Source organism: Streptomyces sp. NBC_00876 (genome assembly GCF_045207435.1).
Classification (GTDB): Bacteria; Actinomycetota; Actinomycetes; order Streptomycetales; family Streptomycetaceae; genus Streptomyces.
This window is the reverse complement of the sequence record NZ_CP108800.1, coordinates 7,604,872-7,622,873: the sequence shown is the minus strand read 5'-3', so window position 1 is coordinate 7,622,873 and position 18,002 is coordinate 7,604,872. Positions and strand designations below refer to the sequence as shown.

The window sequence follows — 18,002 nt, the reverse complement described above, 5'->3', positions numbered from 1 at the left end:
GCGGCGCCCCGGCAGGATCCGGCGCCTCGCTGTTACGGGGTGGCGATGGCGAAGTGGGGGTCGAACGTCTCGACCACGGCCCCGAGTGCGGTGAGCGCCGCCAGGTCACCCTCGGCGATCAGCCCGTGCCGCTCGATGGCATCGGCTGCGGAGCCGGGTGCCAGCAGGAGCGCGGCGAGCGCGGCTTTGGGGCCCTTCACCGTCAGCTGCGCGTCGCCGGCGTGGCCGGGGCGCGCGTTGAGTACCCCGTTGCGCACCCACATGGTCCAGTCACCGCCGGAGTCGGCAAAAGTGAAGTCGATCCGGATGTCGGCGTCGGCGGCCTTGGTGCCGTCGATGTGGACGCCGACGAAGTCGAAGAGCAGATCGACGGGCATCGCCAGGATCGTGTCGATGCTGTCGGTGTGGACCCCGCCCTCCGCCCGTACGCCCTCGCGGAGTTCCTGCGCCGCCGTGAGGAAGATGGCCCGGTACTGCGGGACTTCGGCCTGGTAGCCGAGCTGTTCGTACGCGTCGGCCTGGAGGTTCTTGCCTTCGGTGTCGTCGGGGTCGGCGAAGACGAGATGGTGCAGGACCTGGACGGCCCACCGGTAGTCGCCGCCCTCGATCGCGTCGCGGCCCTCCTTCAGGATCCTGTCGCGGCCGATCAGGCCGACGTGCCGCCTGGCGTGGTCCTGGGGAAGCAGCGGCATGATGGTGGCCGGATCCCCGTCCCAGAAGCCGAGTTCCTTGTGGAAGACGGCGCGGACGTTGTGGTGCAGCCCGCCGTGGTAGTAGCGGTTGAACCATTTCTTGCCCAGCGCGTCGGGCAGTTCGACGATCTCGGCGGCCTCCAGGGGCGTCAGCCCCTGGTTGGCGAGGCGCAGCGCCTGGTCGTGGATGTACTTGTACATGTCGCGCTGGGACTCCAGGAACGCGACGACGTTCTCGTTTCCCCACACCGGCCAGGTGTGGGGTCCGTAGTGGACCACGGCCTCCTCGCCCCAACGGACCAGGGTCTCGTCCAGATAGCGGGCGAAGTTCCGGGCGTCGCGGGTGCGGGCACCGCGGATGGTCTGGATGTTGTGCATGGTGTGGTTGGCGTTCTCGGCGCAGGTGAGGGCCTTGATCGCGGGGATCCAGATGTGCATCTCCTCCGGCGCCTCGGTGTCCGGGGCGTAGAGGAACTCGAACGTCCAGCCTCCGAGCGTACGCGTCTCACCCGTCCGCGTGATGGGGTCGGTGGGCGGGATGTAGCTGAACTTCGTACGGAACCCGTCGTCCTCGGACCCGATGCCACCGGTGACCACCCCGCAGTCGCAGTGCGGCAGCAACAGGCCGAAGGTGTACGCCATCCGCCGGGACATCGCGTTGCCCGTGATGACGTTCTCGCCGATCGCGTGCTTGTTGAACGACTCGATCGTGCCCGGTGCGACGATCGGGATCTTCCCCGAGGTGACGTCGGCCTCGTCGACGATCCCCTTGATCCCGCCGTAGTGGTCGAAGTGCGTGTGGGTGTAGATCGCGGCCACCACCGGCTTGTCGTTCCCGGTCTCGCGCCGGAACAGCTCCAGGCCGGCCTTCGCCAGTCCGATGTCGGTACCGAAGTCGATCACGACAAGACCGTCCGGGGCGTCGACGATCGTGATGTTCGCGCTCAGCCGCACCTGGTAGAGGCCGTCGACGACCTTGTACAGGCCCTCCCTCCTGATCAGCTGGGACTGCCGCCACAGGCTCGGGTTCACCGAGTCCGGGGCCGGTGCGTCGTCCGTGACGTAGTCGAGCATCCGCCCGTCCCGCAGTAGTTCGCCCTCGTCGCTGTAGAGCTTCTCCGGGAAGGCGGCGACGAACCCGCGGTCGACGTCGGCGAAGTCCTCACGGTCATCCATCGCGTAGGACGCCGACGCCGACTTGTTGACCGCTGCCGTGAAGGACGACGCCTGCTGTGAACCAGCCACCATGATCTCCATCCCTTGAACGAAACCGCAAAATGCTATATATGCAACAACTCGGACGCTATTGGGCTGCGCACTCCGCCGCCACCGCACGACGTGATCGCCCTGACTGCTCGCCGCCGCAGCCCCGCGCCAGGGCAGCGGACCGTGCGGGGCCGGTGCCCGGTCACGCGCACCGGCCCCGCGACTTCGGCGGTCAGGGAGTGACGATGGGGAAGTCGGGGTCGAAGTCGTCGAGCAGCCCGGCCAGCGTCTGAAGAACGGTCTCGTCACCGTTCAGGGTGATCTGTCCCGCCCGGGCCAGCTGAGGGGCGCTCGCCGGCTTGAGAAGAGTGCCGACGAGTGCGGCCTTGGGACCGGCGACCGTGAGCTGCGCCTCGGGCGATGCTCCGCGGCGGGCGTTGAGCACCCCTCGGCGCACCCACATCGTCCATGTCTCCTCGGCCCCGGCGTCCGTGAAGTGGAAGTCGACGCGTAGGTCGGCGGTGGCGGCCTTGTCGCCGATGAGATGGACGGCGACGTAGTCGAAGAGGATGTCGACCGGCATGGCCAGGATCGAGTCCGGGCTGGCCGTGGCGAACGCCGCCGGCAGCACACCCTCGCGGAGTTCCTTGGCGGCGGTGAGGAAGATGCCCCGCCACTGGGGCCCTTCGGCCTGGTAGCCCATCTGCTCGTAGGCGTCGGCCTGGAGGTTCCTCGCCTCGGTGTTCTCCGGATCGGCGAACACCAGGGCGTGCAGGATCTGGGCGGCCCACCGGTAGTCGCCGGCGTCGAACGAGCGGCGCCCCTCGGCGAGGATCCGCTCGGGACCGATCAGGTCGGTGAGGCGGCGGGCCGTCTCGGTCGGGGGGTGCGGGTGGAGGGAGACGGGATCGCCGTCCCACATGCCGAGTTCCTTGGTGAACACGGCCCGGACATCATGGTGGAGCGTGCCGTGGTACCCGCGGTTGAACCACTTGCGGCCCAGTTCCTCCGGCAGCTCGACGACCTCGGCCGCCTCCAGCGGCGTGTACCCCTTGTTCGCGAGCCGGAGCGCCTGGTCGTGGATGTACTTGTACGTGTCGCGCTGCGACTCCAGGAACGAGGTGATCTGCTCGTTTCCCCAGACGGGCCAGGTGTGCGGCCCGTAGTGGACCGCGGCCTCGTCACCCCAGCGCTCCAGGGTCTCGTCGAGGTAGCGGGCGAAGTTGCGGGCGTCCCGGGTCCGCGCACCGCGCAGGGTCTGGATGTTGTGCAGGGAGTGATTGGCGTTCTCCGCGCAGGTGAGAGCCCCGAGCTGAGGAATCCAGATGTGCATCTCCTCAGGCGCCTCGGTGTCCGGGGCGTACAGGAACTCGAACTCCAGGCCGCCCAGTTCGCGCTTCTCACCGGTCTTCGTGACGGGGTCGGTCGGCGAGATGTACGAGACCGTGACGCCCGGCACGGTGGAGATGCCGATGCCGCAGGTGACGCAGCCCGTCGGGCCGTTGTCGAGCAGGCTGTTGAAGGCGTACCCCGCACGGCGTGACATGGCGTTGCCCGCGATCACGTTTTCGCCGATGGCGTGCTTGTCGAAGGAGGCGATGGTGCCCGGTGCGATGATCGGCACCTTCCCCGAGGCGACGTCTTCGGCGCTCACCACACCCTTGACGCCTCCGTAGTGGTCGATGTGGGTGTGGGTGTAGATGACGGCGGCGACGGGTTTGTCGCTGACGTGCTCCCGGATCATGCTCATGCCCTGGCTGGCCGCTTCGACGGAGGCCATGCAGTCGACGACGACCAGACCGGTCTCGCCCTCGATGACGGTGAGGTTCGCGATGTCGTTGTTGCGGACCTGGTAGACCCCGTCGACCACCTTGTAGAGGCCGCCCTTCCGGATCAGCTGCGACTGCCGCCACAGACTCGGATTCACCGTGTCGGGGGCGGGAACGTCGTCGCCGATGTAGTCGAACCGCGCCGCGTCGAAGATCACCCGGCCGTCCCCGCCGTACAGCTTGTCGGGCAGCGGGGCGATGAAGCCCCGGTCGCGGTCGGCGAAGTCCTGCCGGTCCTCCATCGCGTACCGGGCGAGCGCCTCCCGGTTGACGGCCGCGGTTGCGGCGCTGGCGGGCTTGGACGAGTCGGCCATGGTCTTCCTCTCCGTCACGGGCGAGGCGGGGGATTCCGGCACGCCCTGGCTTCGAGCCTCGTGCGGCGGTTTCCGGTCGGCCAGACGGGTAGTCCGTTCGGGTGAGCGTTGGCTCGTCCAGAGGGAGCCGCCGGTGCGTACACGGCGCTCGATCCCCTGCGGCGCGCTCGGGATCGGCGGAAGCATCGGCGCAGGCGTCGGCCGATCCGCTGTCGCTCGCTTCGTGCCGCGCCGGAGCCGGGCGGCTCGACCATGCACGCGCTCCCGCGCACTGACCGCCGACCCGATCGGTCCCCGAAACGACCGAGAGGCCGCTCCGGATTTCTCCGAAAGCGACCTCCGACCTGCGACTCATTCGAGTCGGGACGACAGGATTTGAACCTGCGACCCCTTGACCCCCAGGAGTGAGGGTCAAGGGTATTTTCTGGATAGAGCGGACTTAATCCGGGTGCGAGTTGTGCGTGTAGGCATGCATCGTGCACCACCGCACGTACCGTGTGGTCCCCAACTGGTCCCCAGGATCGCCGTCCTGGCGGTGAGGATCGCTCCAGCATCTCTGGTCACTGCAGGGTGGAGAGGGCAGATTGACCGGCGGACTGTCAGTGCTTTGCCCCCGGCCCGCTCACCGGGCAGATCCCCATCCCGCATATTGCGACCGTCCGTCGCCTTCTGGAACGTCTCGACGGCGATGTCCTGGACCGGGCCATCGGCGCCTTCCTCGACACCCGCCTCAACCAGACCTCCCCGGACGGTGAGCGGGCCCCGCATGCGGGCCGTCGGGCTGTCGCGGTGGACGGCAAGGCGGTGCGCGGCTCACGCACGACCGAGAAGACCGCGGTGGTCCTGTTCGTCGCGATGGAGCACCGGCACCGTCCTGGCCCAGCGGCAGATCGCCGACAAGAGCAACGAGATCCCCGCCTTCGCACCCCCGCTGGATGCGATCGAGAATCTGGACGGCGTCGCGATCACCGCTGACGCGCTGCACACCCAGCACGCCCACGGCGCCTACCTCCGCTCCCGCGGGGCCCACTACCTGGCGATCGTGAAGAAGAACCACGCCAAGCTCCACGACCGGGTGCGTCATCCGCCCTGGCGGGACATGCCGTTGGAGCACTACGACCGCACCCGCGCCCACCACCGCATCGAGATCCGCAGGCTGAAGGCCGCCGCCTTTGATCACCTCGACCACCCCGACGCGAAACAGGCCCTCCAGATCGCCCGGTGGCGCCTGGACCGGGCCACCGGAGAACTCACGATCGAGCGGATCCACCTGATCACCAGCCTCGCCCCCGGCGCCGCGACCGGCCCCGAACTCGCTTCCTGGATCAGAGGCCACTGGGGCATCGAGAACCCTCTGCACCACGTCCGCGACCGGACCTTCCGCGAGGACGACTCCAAGCTCCGCACCGGTCATCTGCCCCGCACCATGGCCTCCCTGCGCAACCTCGCCATCGGGATTCACCGCCAGGACGGTGCCGCCAGGTTGGGTGGGCCTGTATACCCGGGCAATTCTCTCCTTGCGGGCTCCTGTGCGGTCCGGCCGCCCGAGTTGTACAGCTCGCGTTCCGCCCGTGGCCCCACACGCACCCCCACGGGGCGATGGTTTCGGGCATATCCGCCGGGCCCGGACCCCGCGGTATCCGCTCTTTACGCGGGTGGCGACCGGCATGGCCGGCGCCGCCCACGCGAGTGCGGAATCGTTACTTCCGGTCACCGGCACCCCGTGCCCTCCACCCCGCCCCTACGGGCAGCGAACAATAAAAAGAACTTCTTCTTATAAATTACCCTCGTGCGCCCCCTTACCGTGCTGGCCAAAAAACGCCGTTCACTCATTCACGTCCCCTCACGTCCGCTGCTACTCTGCGAACTCCCTATTCGGATGTGATGGAGATTCTCCGCATGGAAGATCGACCCGATACGGGGTCGCTGCCGGCGAATGCGCGGACCACCGGCGCGTCCGCCCGCGAGTGTCTCCGCTATGCCGCTTACCCGATTCTGCTCCTGTCCGCAGTCTGGCTCTTCACCTCGGTTCTGCGCTTCGACTGGGACCGGGGCCGGGCCGTCCAGCTCTTCCTGATCGGCACCATCGTCTATCTCGCGGCGCTGGAGCGGCTGATCCCGCACCGGACCGACTGGCACCCAAGCGGCCGGGAACTGTGCTGGTACGCAGCCTATTTCGGGTTCACCATGGCCGGCGCCGTGCTCGGCCAGTCGGTCGTCGCGGCCGTTCTGGCCGCGACCCCCGTCACGGGACCGGGGCTCGCGCTCGGGGCCGAGGTGCCCCTCGCGCTGCTGGCCTCCTCACTGACCGGCTACCTCGCCCACCGCTGGGCGCATTCCAATCGGTGGCTGTGGAAGGTACACGGAATTCATCACGTCCCGGGAAAGGTGAACGTCGCCAATAACGGCGTCAACCACCTACTGGATGTCGCCTTCAAACAGGGCGCGGTCCAATTGACACTGGGATTTCTCGGATTCTCCGCCGACTGCCTTTTCGCGGTGGCGCTCTTCACCCTTGTCCAAGGCTATTTCGTGCACGCGAACGTGGACGTCCGACTCGGTCCGCTCCACCACGTTCTGGCCAGCCCCGAGCAACACCGGCTGCACCACAGCGCCGACCTGGCCGAGGCCGGTCACTTCGGCGTGGACCTCTCGGTCTGGGACCGCCTCTTCGGCAGTTTCACCTGGCGACCGGACCGCCGCCCGGCGATCGTCGGTGTCAAGGACCGCGCCACGTTCCCGGAGACCGGCTCGATCGTCGCCAGCCTGCTCCACCCCGTGCGCCGCCCGCCCCACACCGCGTAGTCCCCCGTACCGCGCACACCCGCTCCGTACCGCGACCTCCCCGCGCCGTACCGCGCCGTACCGCGCCGTACCGCGCCGTACCGGCGTCGTGCCCCCATACACCCCCGCCCGGCCCGTACCGAGGCGTCGTCTCCACCGGATTGGACCATGACGGACTCACCCAGCGCCGCCCACCGCGACAAGGTCGCCATCATCGGCATCGGCTGCCGGCTCCCCGGACACGCGGGTGACCACCGGTCCTTCTGGCGCAATCTGATCGAAGGCCGGGACTGTCTCGTCCCCACCCCGGCCGACCGGTACGACACCACGACCCTCGGCAGCCGCGACCGGGCCAAGCCGGGCCGGCTGACCGGCGGCCGGGGCGGCTACATCGACGGCTTCGACGAGTTCGACCCCCACTTCTTCGGGATCAGCCCGCGCGAGGCCGAGCACATGGACCCGCAGCAGCGCAAGCTCCTGGAGGTGTCCTGGGAGGCGCTGGAGGACGGCGGGCAGCGGCCCGCCGAACTGGCCGGGCGGGACGTCGGCGTCTTCATCGGCGCCTTCACCCTGGACTACAAGATCCTGCAGTTCGCCGACCTCGGCTTCGAGACGCTGGCCGCGCACACCGCGACCGGCACGATGATGACGATGGTCTCGAACCGCATCTCGCACTGCCTCGACTTCCGCGGCCCCAGCGTCTCGATCGACACCGCGTGCAGCTCCTCCCTGGTCGCGGTCCACCTGGCCTGCCAGAGCCTGCAGCGCGGCGAGAGCGAACTCGCCCTGGCCGGAGGCACCCTGCTGCACCTCGCGCCGCAGTACACCATCGCCGAGACCAAGGGCGGCTTCCTCTCCCCCGACGGACGCTCCCGCGCCTTCGACGCCTCCGCCGACGGTTACGTACGGGCCGAGGGCGTCGGCGTCGTGGCGCTCAAGCGCCTCTCGGACGCGCTGCGCGACGGCGACCCGGTGCACGCCGTGGTGATCGGCAGCGGGGTGAACCAGGACGGACGCACCAACGGCATCACCGTGCCCAGCGCCGACGCCCAGGCCAGGCTCATCGAGCGGGTCTGCGCCGAGGCGGGAGTGACACCGGGCAGCCTCCAGTACGTCGAGGCGCACGGCACCTCCACCCCCGTCGGCGACCCGATCGAAGCGCGGGCGCTGGGCCGGGTGCTGGCGCAGGGCCGGGCGCCCGGGGCGCGGTGCTACGTCGGCTCGGTCAAGACCAACATCGGGCACACGGAGGCCGCCGCCGGCGTCGCGGGCCTGATCAAGACGGCGCTGGCCCTCCGGCACCGCCGCATCCCACCGCACCTGAACCTCGAACAGCCCAACCCCGCCATCGACTTCGCCGCGCTGCCCTTCGAGATCCCGACCGCACCGGTCGACTGGCCGGAGCACGAGGGACCCGCGCGGGCAGGCGTCAACTCCTTCGGCTTCGGCGGCACCAACGCCCACGTCCTGCTGGAGGAGGCGCCGCCCAGCCCGCCGGAGGAGCCGCGCGCGACGGCCCGGACGCCCGCCCGCTCGGTCCTCCCGCTGAGCGCCCGGCACGCGTCGGGCCCGGCCGAACTGGCCGCGGGCGTCCGCCGCGAACTTGCCGCCGGAGTGCCCCTCGCGGACCTCGGGCACACCCTGGCCCACCGCCGCCAGCACTTCGAGGAGCGCCTCGCCGTCGTCCACTCCCCCCTCGGCCCGCCCGGCTCCCTCGACGAGGTACTGGCCGCCTGCGAGCACGGGGAGCAGCACCCCCGGGCCGTGCGGGGCCGCATCCGGGAGCCCGGCGCGCAGCGGCTGGTGTGGGTGTTCACCGGCATGGGGCCGCAGTGGTGGGGCATGGGGCGCGAGCTCCTGGACGCCGAGCCCGTGTTCCGGGAGGCGGTCGAGCGCTGCGATCGGGAGGTCCGGCGCCAGGCGGGCTGGTCGCTGCTCGACGAGCTGACCCGGCCCGAGGCTGAGTCCCGGATGGCTGAGACCTGGCTCGCCCAGCCCGCCAACTTCGCCGTCCAGGCGGGGCTCGCGGCGCTGTGGGAACATCACGGGGTGCGGCCGGACGCCGTCGTCGGGCACAGCACCGGCGAGATCGCGGCCTTCCACCAGGCCGGGGTGTACGGCCTGGAGGACGCCGTCCGGATCGCGCTGGCGCGCAGCGCCCTCCAGCACCGGCTCGCGGGCACCGGCGTGATGCTGGCGGCGAACCTGTCCGAGGAGGAGGCCGAGCGGCTGGTCCGCCCGTACCGGGACCACGTGTCGGTCGCCGCCGTGAACAGCCCGGCGTCGGTGACGCTGTCCGGGGACCGGGACACCCTCGGGGAGCTCGCCGGGCGGCTGGAGCGGGAGCAGGTCTTCGCCCGGTTCCTCGACGTCGAAGTGCCGTACCACAGCGTGCGGATGGACCCGATCGAGGCCGAGCTGCACGAGGCCCTGGCCGGGATCGCACCGCGCGCCGCCGGTCTCCCGCTGTATCTGACCGCCCGCGAGGGGCGTGCGCGGGGGCCGGAGCTGGACGCCGCGTACTGGTGGGAGAACGTCCGGCGGCCCGTCCGGTTCCGTGCCGCGGTCGACCGGCTGGTCGACGACGGGTACACGCTGTTCCTGGAGATCGGTCCGCACCCGGTGCTCGGCCACTCGATCCGGGAGTGCCTGGAGGGCCGGGCCGTCGAGGGGGTGACGCTGCCGTCGATCCGGCGCCGGGAGGACGAGCCCGAGCGGTTCGCCCGCTCCCTCGCGGAGCTGTACACGCTGGGCGTCGACGTGGACTGGTCGGTGCTCCAGCCCGTGGGGCGGCCGGTGCCGCTGCCGGGCTATCCGTGGCAGCGGGAGCGGTACTGGGTGGAGCCCGCGCCGGTGGAGCAGATCCGGCTCGGCCGGCTGGACCACCCGCTGCTCGGCCGGCGGACCTCCGCGCTGCAGCCGACCTGGGAGAGCCGCCTGGACACCGAGCGGCTGCCGTACCTGGCCGACCACCGGATCGAGGACAGCACGGTCTTCCCGGCCGCCGGGTACCTGGAGATGGCCGCGCAGGCGGTCCGGGCGCTGACCGGCGGCGACACGGCGACCCTGGCCGACGTCGAGTTCTCCCGGGCCCTGTTCCTGCCCGACGGCGAGGCGACGACCGTCCAGCTCGCCTTCGCACCGGAGGAGGCCGGGTTCACCATCGCCTCCCTCGCCGGTTCCGGGACCGGGGCTCCGGACCGTACGGTCCACGCGAGCGGGGTCGTCCGCACCGGGCAGCCACGCCGGCTCGCGGAACCGCTGGACACGGACGCGGTACGGGCGCGGGCGGGGCGTCGGCTCGACCGGGAGGCATGCTACGGCGAGCTGGCGGCGCTCGGCTACCACTACGGCCCGGCGTTCCGGGCGATCGACGAGGTGTGGACGGCGCCTGGCGAGGCGCTGTCGCTGATCCGGCCCACCCCGGGCATGGGCGACGGGGCCGCGGACTGCCATGTGCACCCCGTGCTCCTGGACGCCTGCTTCCAGACCATGCTCACCGCGATGACGCCGGACGACGGCCGGTCCGCCGGGATCCGGCTGCCCGTCGGCATCGCGGAGCTGCGGCTGGACGCGGTCGGCGACCGGGCCCTGTGGGCGCACGCGACGGTGACCGCGGAGAGCGACGAGGAACTGGTCGGCGACCTCGCCCTGTACGCCGAGGACGGGACGCCGCTCGGCCGGATCAGCGGCTTCCGCGCGGCGGCGGTGGACCGGGTGGCCTCCTCGGTGAAGCTCGGCACCATCGACGGCTGGCTGGCCGAGGTGGTCTGGGAGGAGACGCCCACCGAGGCGCCGGAGGACGGCGGGACCGCCGAGGGGACCGGGGACGGTCCCGACGGCTCCCCCGCGCCCGACCTGGTGGTCTTCGCCGACGAGGGCGGACTCGGCGCGCGGATGGCCGAGGCGGTCGTGGCGCGCGGCGGGCGGTGCCGGCTGGTCCGCCCGGGCAGCCGATACCGAAGCGGGGCCCGGCACATGACCGTGCGACCCGATTCGGCGGCCGATCTGCGCAGGCTGTTCGACGAACTCGGGCCGGGGTTCGGAGCCGTGGTGCATCTGTGGAACCTCGATCTGCCCCCGCTGGACACGGTCGGCGCGGCGGACCTCGACGGGATCGGCACGGTCGGCGGCTACTCGCTCGTCCTGCTCGCCCAGGTGCTGCCCGAGGCGTGCCCGGAGGGGCGTCTGCACATCGTCACCCGGGGCGCCCAGGCGGTGGTGCCGGGCGAGCCGGTGGAGCCGTTCGGCGCGCCCGCCTGGGGCATCGGCCGGGTGCTGTGGCAGCAGGAGCTCACCGGTCACAGCGGCAAACTGATCGATCTCGACCCGGCCGGGGGTCCCGGCGAGGCCGAGGTGCTGCTGCGCGCGCTCACGGCGGACGACGGCGAGGGCGAGATCGCGCTGCGGTCCGGGCGGCGGCACCTCAGCCGGCTGCGTCCGCCCGCGGGGCTGACCCGTCCGCTGCCGCTGCGGCTGCGCGCGGACGGCGCCTATCTGGTCACGGGCGCGTTCGGGGCGCTGGGGCGGCTGCTCTGCCGCACCCTGGTACGGCGCGGGGCCCGGCGCCTGGTCCTGCTCGGCCGCACCGGCGTGCCGGAGCGCGGCGCGTGGCGGGGGCTCGATCCGGGCGGCCCCGAGGGGCGGCGGGTCGCGTTCCTGCGCGAGCTCGAAGCGCTCGGCGCAGAGGTGCTGGTCGCCGCGGTAGACGTGACCGACGCAGCGGCCATGGAGGGCTGGCTGGCCGGGCGTCGGGCCGCCGGTCTGCCGCCGGTGCGGGGCGTGTTCCACCTCGCGGGACAGGTGCGGGACGTCCTGCTGCCGTCGTTGGACCGCGAAGCGTTCGACGCGGGCTACGGGCCGAAGGTGCACGGCGGGTACCTGCTGCACCGGCTGCTGCGCGACGAGCCGGTCGAGCACTTCGTACTGTTCGCGTCGGTCGCCTCGCTGCTGACCACGGCCGGTCAGGTCAACTACGCGGCCGGGAACGCGTTCCTGGACGCGCTCGCCCATCACCGCCGGGCGCTCGGTCTGCCCGCGCTCAGCCTGGACTGGGGGCCGTGGGCCACCGGCATGATCGAGGAGCTCGGGCTGGTCGCCCACTACCGGGACGCGCGCGGGATGAGCTCGCTGGCGCCGGAGGCGGGCATGGCGGTCCTGGAGCGGGTGATCGGGCAGGACCGGGCCCAGTTGCTGGTGGCCGCGGTGCTGGACTGGCCGGTGTTCCTGTCCTGGTATCCCACCCCGCCGCCGCTGGTGTCGGCGCTCGCCGCCGCGGCGGCGCGGGAGGTCCCGGCGGGGCAGGGCGGCAGTCTGCTCGACGCGTTCCGCGCCGCCGACGAGGCAGCGCGTACGGCGTTGGTGGCCGAGCGGTTCTCGGCCCTCGCGGCGGGTGTGCTGCGGGTGCGGCCGGAGCTGGTCGACGCGGACGCCCGGCTCGGCTCGCTCGGTCTGGACTCGCTGCTCGCCATGGAGCTGCGGGCCCGGACCCACACCGAGCTGGGGGTCTCGCTGCCGGTGGTGGCGCTGCTCAGCAATGGGCCGGTGAGCGAGCTGACCGAGCGGCTGCACGCGGGGCTGACCGAGCTCGCGGCGGCCGGGGGTCCGGTGGCGGAGACGGCGGTGGAGTTGTTCACCGACGAGGCGTGCTACCCACTCACCCACAACCAGCAGGCCCTGTGGTTCCTCCGGCAGCTCAACCCGGACGGCTTCGCGTACAACATCGGCGGCGCGGTGGAGGTGCGCGCGGAGCTCGACCCGGAGCTGCTGTTCGATGCCTTCCGGACGCTGATCGCCCGGCATCCGAGCCTGCGCGTCAACATCACCACCGAGGACGGGCGTCCGGTCCAGCGGGTGCGGCCCGAGGCCATCGCCGACACCGGTCTTCTCGATGTGTCCGGGCTGCCCTGGGACGAGGTCCGCGCCCGGCTGGTAGCGGAGTACCGCAGGCCGTACGACCTGGAGCGGGATCCTCTGGTGCGGCTGCGGCTGTTGCGACGGGCACCGGACCGCTGGGTGCTGATGAAGGCGGTCCACCACATCGTCTCGGACGCGATCTCCACCTTCACCTTCATCGAGGAGCTGTTCGAGGTCTACCACGGGCTGCGCACCGGCCGGCCGGCGGAGCTGGCCCCGGTCCGGGCCCGCTACCTGGACTTCCTCAACCGGCGGAACCGCTTCCTGGCCGGGCCCGAGGCGCGGCGGATGCTGGAGTACTGGCGGGAGCACCTGCCGCGGGAGGTCCCGGCGCTCGAACTGCCCACCGACCGGCCGCGCCCGCCGGTGCAGACCGACAACGGCGCCTCCGAGTTCTTCCAGCTCGACGACGAGCTCAGCGCCCGGGTGCAGACGCTGGCCCGGGAGCACAACGTCACCGTGTTCACGGTGCTGCTCACCGCGTACTACCTGCTGCTGCACCGCTGGTCGGGGCAGGACGAGATCGTGGTCGGCAGCCCCGTCACCGGGCGCACCGAGGAGGAGTTCGCCTCCGTCTACGGCTACTTCGTCAATCCGCTGCCGCTGCACGTGAGCCTGGCCGGGGAGCCGTCGGTGGCCGAGCTGCTGGGCCGGGTGCGGGACACGGTCCTCGGGGGCCTCGACAATCAGGAGTACCCGTTCGTGCTGCTCGTGGAGCAGTTGGGCCTCCAGCACGACCCGAGCCGCTCGGCGGTCTTCCAGGCGATGTTCATCCTGCTCACCCACAAGGTGGCCGTGGAGCGCTTCGGATACACACTGGAGTACATCGAACTCCCCGAGGAAGAGGGGCAGTTCGATGTCACGCTGTCCGCGTACGAGGACCGGTCCGACGGGCGCTTCCACTGCGTGCTGAAGTACAACACCGACCTGTTCGACGCGGCGACGGTGCGCCGGATGGCCGCGCACTACCGGAACCTCCTCGACGGCCTGACCCGCGCGGAGGGCGAGCGCCCGGCGGGACGGCTGCCGATGCTGGGGGCCGGGGAACGGGAGCGGATCGTCACCGGGTTCGGCGGCGTCGGCCGACGGATCGACCACGACGTGCCGGTGCACGAGCTGGTCGGGAAGATCGCCGCGCAGTTCCCGGAGGCGGTCGCGGTGTCCGTGCCGGGCGGGCGGCGGCTCGGCTACCGGGAGCTGGACCAGCGCTCGCGGCGCGTGGCGGCCTCGCTGCGCGAACGCGGCGTCGGTGCCGGGACGGTGGTGGCGGTGCGTCTTGCGAAGTCGCCGGAGCTGGTGATCGCGCTGCTCGCGGTGTGGCGGGCCGGGGGCGCGTATCTGCCGCTGGACCCGGACCACCCGGCGGAGCGGCTGGCCGAGCTGATGGAGAACGCCGGGGCCACGCTGGTTCTGACCGACGGGCGGCGGGGCCGGGCGGCCCGGCTGCCGGGACGGCCGGTCACCCTCGACGAGCTGGACCGGCCGGGGACCGAGGAGCGGCCGGAGCCGGCCGTGGGCCTCGACCAGACGGCATACGTGATCCACACCTCGGGTTCCACCGGCCGCCCCAAGGCGGTGCGGGTCAGCCACCGCAACCTGGCCTCGGTGTTCGTCGCCTGGCAGCAGGAGTACCGGCTGGACACCGACGTCCGGGTGCACCTGCAGATGGCGGGCGTCTCCTTCGACGTGTTCACCGGGGACCTGGTCCGGGCGCTGTGTTCGGGCGGGACGCTGGTCCTCGTCGACCGGGACCTCCTCTTCGACACCGCGCGGCTCTACCGGACCATGCGCGCGGAGGGCGTGGACTGCGGCGAGTTCGTGCCGTCGGTGGCGCGCGGGCTGCTGGCGCACTGCGAGCGGGAGGGGCTGGGCCTGGAGTTCATGCGCCTGGTGATCGTCGGCTCGGACGCCTGGCGGGCGGGCGAGCACCGGAGGCTCGTCGCGCTGTGCGGGCCGGGGACCCGGGTGGTCAACTCGTACGGGCTGACCGAGGCCACCATCGACAGCGCCTACTACGAGGGGCCGGCGGAGGGGCTGGAGCCGGGCCGGATGGTGCCGGTCGGCCGGCCGCTGCCCAACAGCGAGCTGTACGTCCTCGACCGGAACGGCGAGCCGGTGCCGCCGGGGGTGGCCGGTGAGCTGTGGATCGGCGGCGCCGGCGTCGCCGACCGCTACCTGGGCGATCCGGAGCGGACGGCCGAGCGGTTCGTGACCCTCGAACCGGGCGGCGAACCCGTACGGCTGTACCGGACGGGGGACCTCGGGCACTGGGACGCGGAGGGGGTGCTGCACCTCCTCGGGCGGGCCGACGGGCAGGTGAAGGTGCGCGGCCACCGGGCGGAGACCGGGGAGATCGAGACGCGGCTGGCCGCCCGGCCCGAGCTGGCGCAGGTGTGCGTGACGGTACGGCCGGACGAGACGGGCGAGAACGTGCTGTGCGCCTACTGCGTGCCCGCGCCGGGCGCGGTGGCCGACGCCCGGGAGCTGCGCCGCCACCTCGCGGAGCAGCTGCCGACGTATCTGATCCCGACGCACTTCACGGAGCTGTCCACGCTGCCGCTGACCGCGAACGGCAAGGTCGATCTCGGCGCGCTGCCGGAGCCGCGCGCGGAGGCGGGACCGGAGAGGTACGAACCGCCGGTGACACTGTACGAGACGCGGATGGCGGGGCACTGGCGGTCGCTGCTCGGGCTGGAGCGGCCGGGGCTGCGGGACGACTTCTTCGAGGCGGGCGGCAGTTCGATCAAGCTGATCGAACTGATCCACCACCTGCGGACCGAGTTCAACGCGTCCGTGCCGGTCGGGCCGCTGTTCCGGACCAGCACCCTGCACGGCATGGCCCGCACCCTGGAGGACGTCGTCACCGGGCGGGTGCCCGGCGCCGAGCCGTATCTGTGGTTCAACCCGGGCGCGGACCCTGCGGCGACGGTGTTCTGCCTGCCGCCCGCAGGCGGGCACGGGCTGGTGTACCGGCAGCTCGCGGCACGGCTGCCCGAGCACCGCTTCGCCGCGTTCAACTACCTGTCCGGTCCGGACAAGGCGGCCCGGTACGCGGATCTGGCCGAGGAGCTGCACCCGGGCGGGCCGTACACGCTGTTCGGTTACTCCCTCGGCGGCAACCTCGCGTTCGAGATCGCCGGGGAGCTGGAGCGGCGGGGCCTCGCGGTGGACCTCGTGCTGATCATGGACTCGTACCGGATCGCCGAGGCCGTCGCCCTCGGCGAGGAGCACCTGGCCGAGTTCGAGGCGGAACTCGCGGAGCACCTGCGGCGGCACACCGGTTCCGAGATCGTCGCCCGGGAGACCGTGGAGCAGGCCCGCGAGTACCTGGCGCACTGCGGTGCTCACCCGTCGCTCGGTGTGCTCGGCGCGCCGATCGCGGTGATCTCCGACCAGGACAAGCTGCTCCGCTTCGCGGCGGACGAGCTCGGCGGCTGGCACGGAGTCACCGCCGCCGGGTGCACCGTACGCCAGGGGCACGGGCGGCACGCCGAGATGCTCGACGGCTCGTTCCTCGACGGGAACGCGGAGCTGGTCCAGGCGCTGCTGGCGGGAGGTGCCGCGGATGGGCGTGCGTGACGGCGGGCCCCGTTGGGGGGCCCGGCCTCCCGGCGGGCGGCCCCGGGTGATCATCATCGGCGCGGGCATGTCGGGTCTGGCCGCCGGCTGCTACGCGCAGATGAGTGGGCTGGAGAGCCGGATCTTCGAGAAGCACGTGCTGCCAGGGGGCTGCTGCACCGCCTGGGCCCGGCAGGGCTACCTCTTCGACTACTGCATCGACTGGCTGATCGGCACGGCACCCGGGACCGGAGCGAACGACGTGTGGCGCGAGCTCGGGGCGCTGGACGGGAAGCGGATCACCCATTTCGACCAGTTCAACCGGGTGGTGACGGAGGACGGCCGGTCCGTCACGTTCTACAACGACCCGGACCGGCTCCAGAAGCACCTGCTGGAGCTCTCGCCCTGCGACGAGCGCCTGATCCGGGCGTTCTGCCGGGACCTCAGGCGCTTCGCGGGGCTCGCCCCGCACTGGGAGCTGAAGCCGCCGCCGCTGAAGTCCCTGACGGAGAAGGCGCGAACGCTGCTCGCGATCCTGCCGGCGTTCCGGCTGTACTGGCGCACCGCGGCCACGCCGATGCGCCGGTTCGCGGACCGCTTCGAGGACCCGCTGCTGCGCCAGGCGTTCCCGAACATGTTCCTCCAGGAGCTGACCGGCTTCCCGCTGCTCCCCTTCCTCTTCACGATGTCCTGCGCCTTCAACGGCAACGCGGGCTTCCCGGAGGGCGGTTCGCTGGGTCTGGCCCGGTCGGTGGAGGAGCGGTACACGGGGCTCGGCGGGCACATCGGCTACCGCGCCAGGGTGGAGCGGATCCTCGTCGAGGACGGGCGGGCGGTCGGCGTACGGCTGCGGGACGGGCAGGAGCACTTCGCCGACCATGTGATCGCCGCCTGCGACGGGCCGACGGTGCTGGACCGGCTGCTGGAGGGGCGGTGGAGCAGCCCGCGCACCGAGCGGCTGTACACGGAGCTGCTGGACCGGCCGGACAACCTGTACCCGGCGGTGGTCTCCGCGTTCGTCGGGATCGACGGCCCGCTGCCCGCCGGTGAGCCACACAGCACCACGTACCTCCTCGGTCCGGAGCGGGGCGCGGCGCTGCCGGGGAGCCTCCAGCACAGTCTGGTGGTGCAGCGGCGGTCCGACTACGCCGACGGCTTCGCGCCGGCCGGGAAGTCGGTGCTGCACTGCACGTACTTCACCGACCACCGGTCCTGGCAGGATCTGCGGAAGGCGGACCGGCGGGCGTACCGGGAGCGCAAGCAGGAGGTCGTCGACTTCCTGCGGGGCTTCCTGGCCGAGCGTCATCCGGGCCTCGAGGAGCGGATCGAGCTGGTGGACGTGGCGACGCCGGCGACGACGGAGCGGTACACCGGCAACACCTACGGCAGCATCCTGGCCTGGAAGGCGTTCTCCGAGGCCGACGACGTGTCGACCGCGCTGGTGGACCGGGACCGGATGCGGCTGCCGGGGCTGAGCGGCTTCTCGATGGCCGGGCAGTGGACCGGGATGGGCGGCCTGATCCGGGCCGCGACCAGCGGCCGGTACGCGGTCCAGTTCCTCTGCGACGAGCTGGGCCGGGAGTTCCGGGCCTGGCCGAGCGAGGGTGCCGGGCCGTGGCATCCCGGGAAGCTGGGCCGGCTGCCACGACTCGAACAGCGGGGCGACGCCGGGAAGGCGGCGGTGGCCGAATGACCAGAAGGAC

6 protein-coding genes are annotated in these 18,002 nt (G+C 71.8%); 4 read left to right on the top strand and 2 right to left on the bottom strand.

Annotated elements, in window-relative coordinates:
• Positions 1–32 precede the first annotated feature (32 nt).
• Positions 33–1,940, bottom strand: a complete 1,908-nt coding sequence (locus tag OG782_RS33315; protein ID WP_406457430.1) for an alkyl/aryl-sulfatase — start codon at positions 1,938–1,940, stop codon at positions 33–35.
• A 190-nt stretch (positions 1,941–2,130) separates the two neighbouring features.
• Positions 2,131–4,041 (bottom strand): alkyl/aryl-sulfatase, encoded by a 1,911-nt coding sequence (locus tag OG782_RS33310; RefSeq protein WP_406457428.1) that lies wholly within the window; start codon positions 4,039–4,041, stop codon positions 2,131–2,133.
• Between the two features lie 766 nt (positions 4,042–4,807).
• Here OG782_RS33310 and OG782_RS33305 point away from each other — a divergent pair.
• The 4 genes from OG782_RS33305 to OG782_RS33290 all read left to right on the top strand — a co-directional run bounded on the left by OG782_RS33305 (position 4,808) and on the right by OG782_RS33290 (position 17,992).
• Positions 4,808–5,821, top strand: a complete 1,014-nt coding sequence (locus OG782_RS33305; protein WP_406457426.1) for an ISAs1 family transposase — start codon at positions 4,808–4,810, stop codon at positions 5,819–5,821.
• Positions 5,822–5,940: 119 nt separating this feature from the next.
• Positions 5,941–6,846 (top strand): sterol desaturase family protein, encoded by a 906-nt coding sequence (locus OG782_RS33300; RefSeq protein WP_406459413.1) that lies wholly within the window; start codon positions 5,941–5,943, stop codon positions 6,844–6,846.
• Positions 6,847–6,993: 147 nt separating this feature from the next.
• Positions 6,994–16,320, top strand: a complete 9,327-nt coding sequence (locus tag OG782_RS33295; RefSeq protein ID WP_406457424.1) for an amino acid adenylation domain-containing protein — start codon at positions 6,994–6,996, stop codon at positions 16,318–16,320.
• On the top strand, positions 16,307–17,992 hold the full coding sequence (locus tag OG782_RS33290) for a phytoene desaturase family protein (protein ID WP_406457422.1): 1,686 nt from the start codon (positions 16,307–16,309) through the stop codon (positions 17,990–17,992). The genes OG782_RS33295 and OG782_RS33290 overlap by 14 nt, the downstream gene beginning before the upstream one ends.
• Positions 17,993–18,002 lie beyond the last annotated feature (10 nt).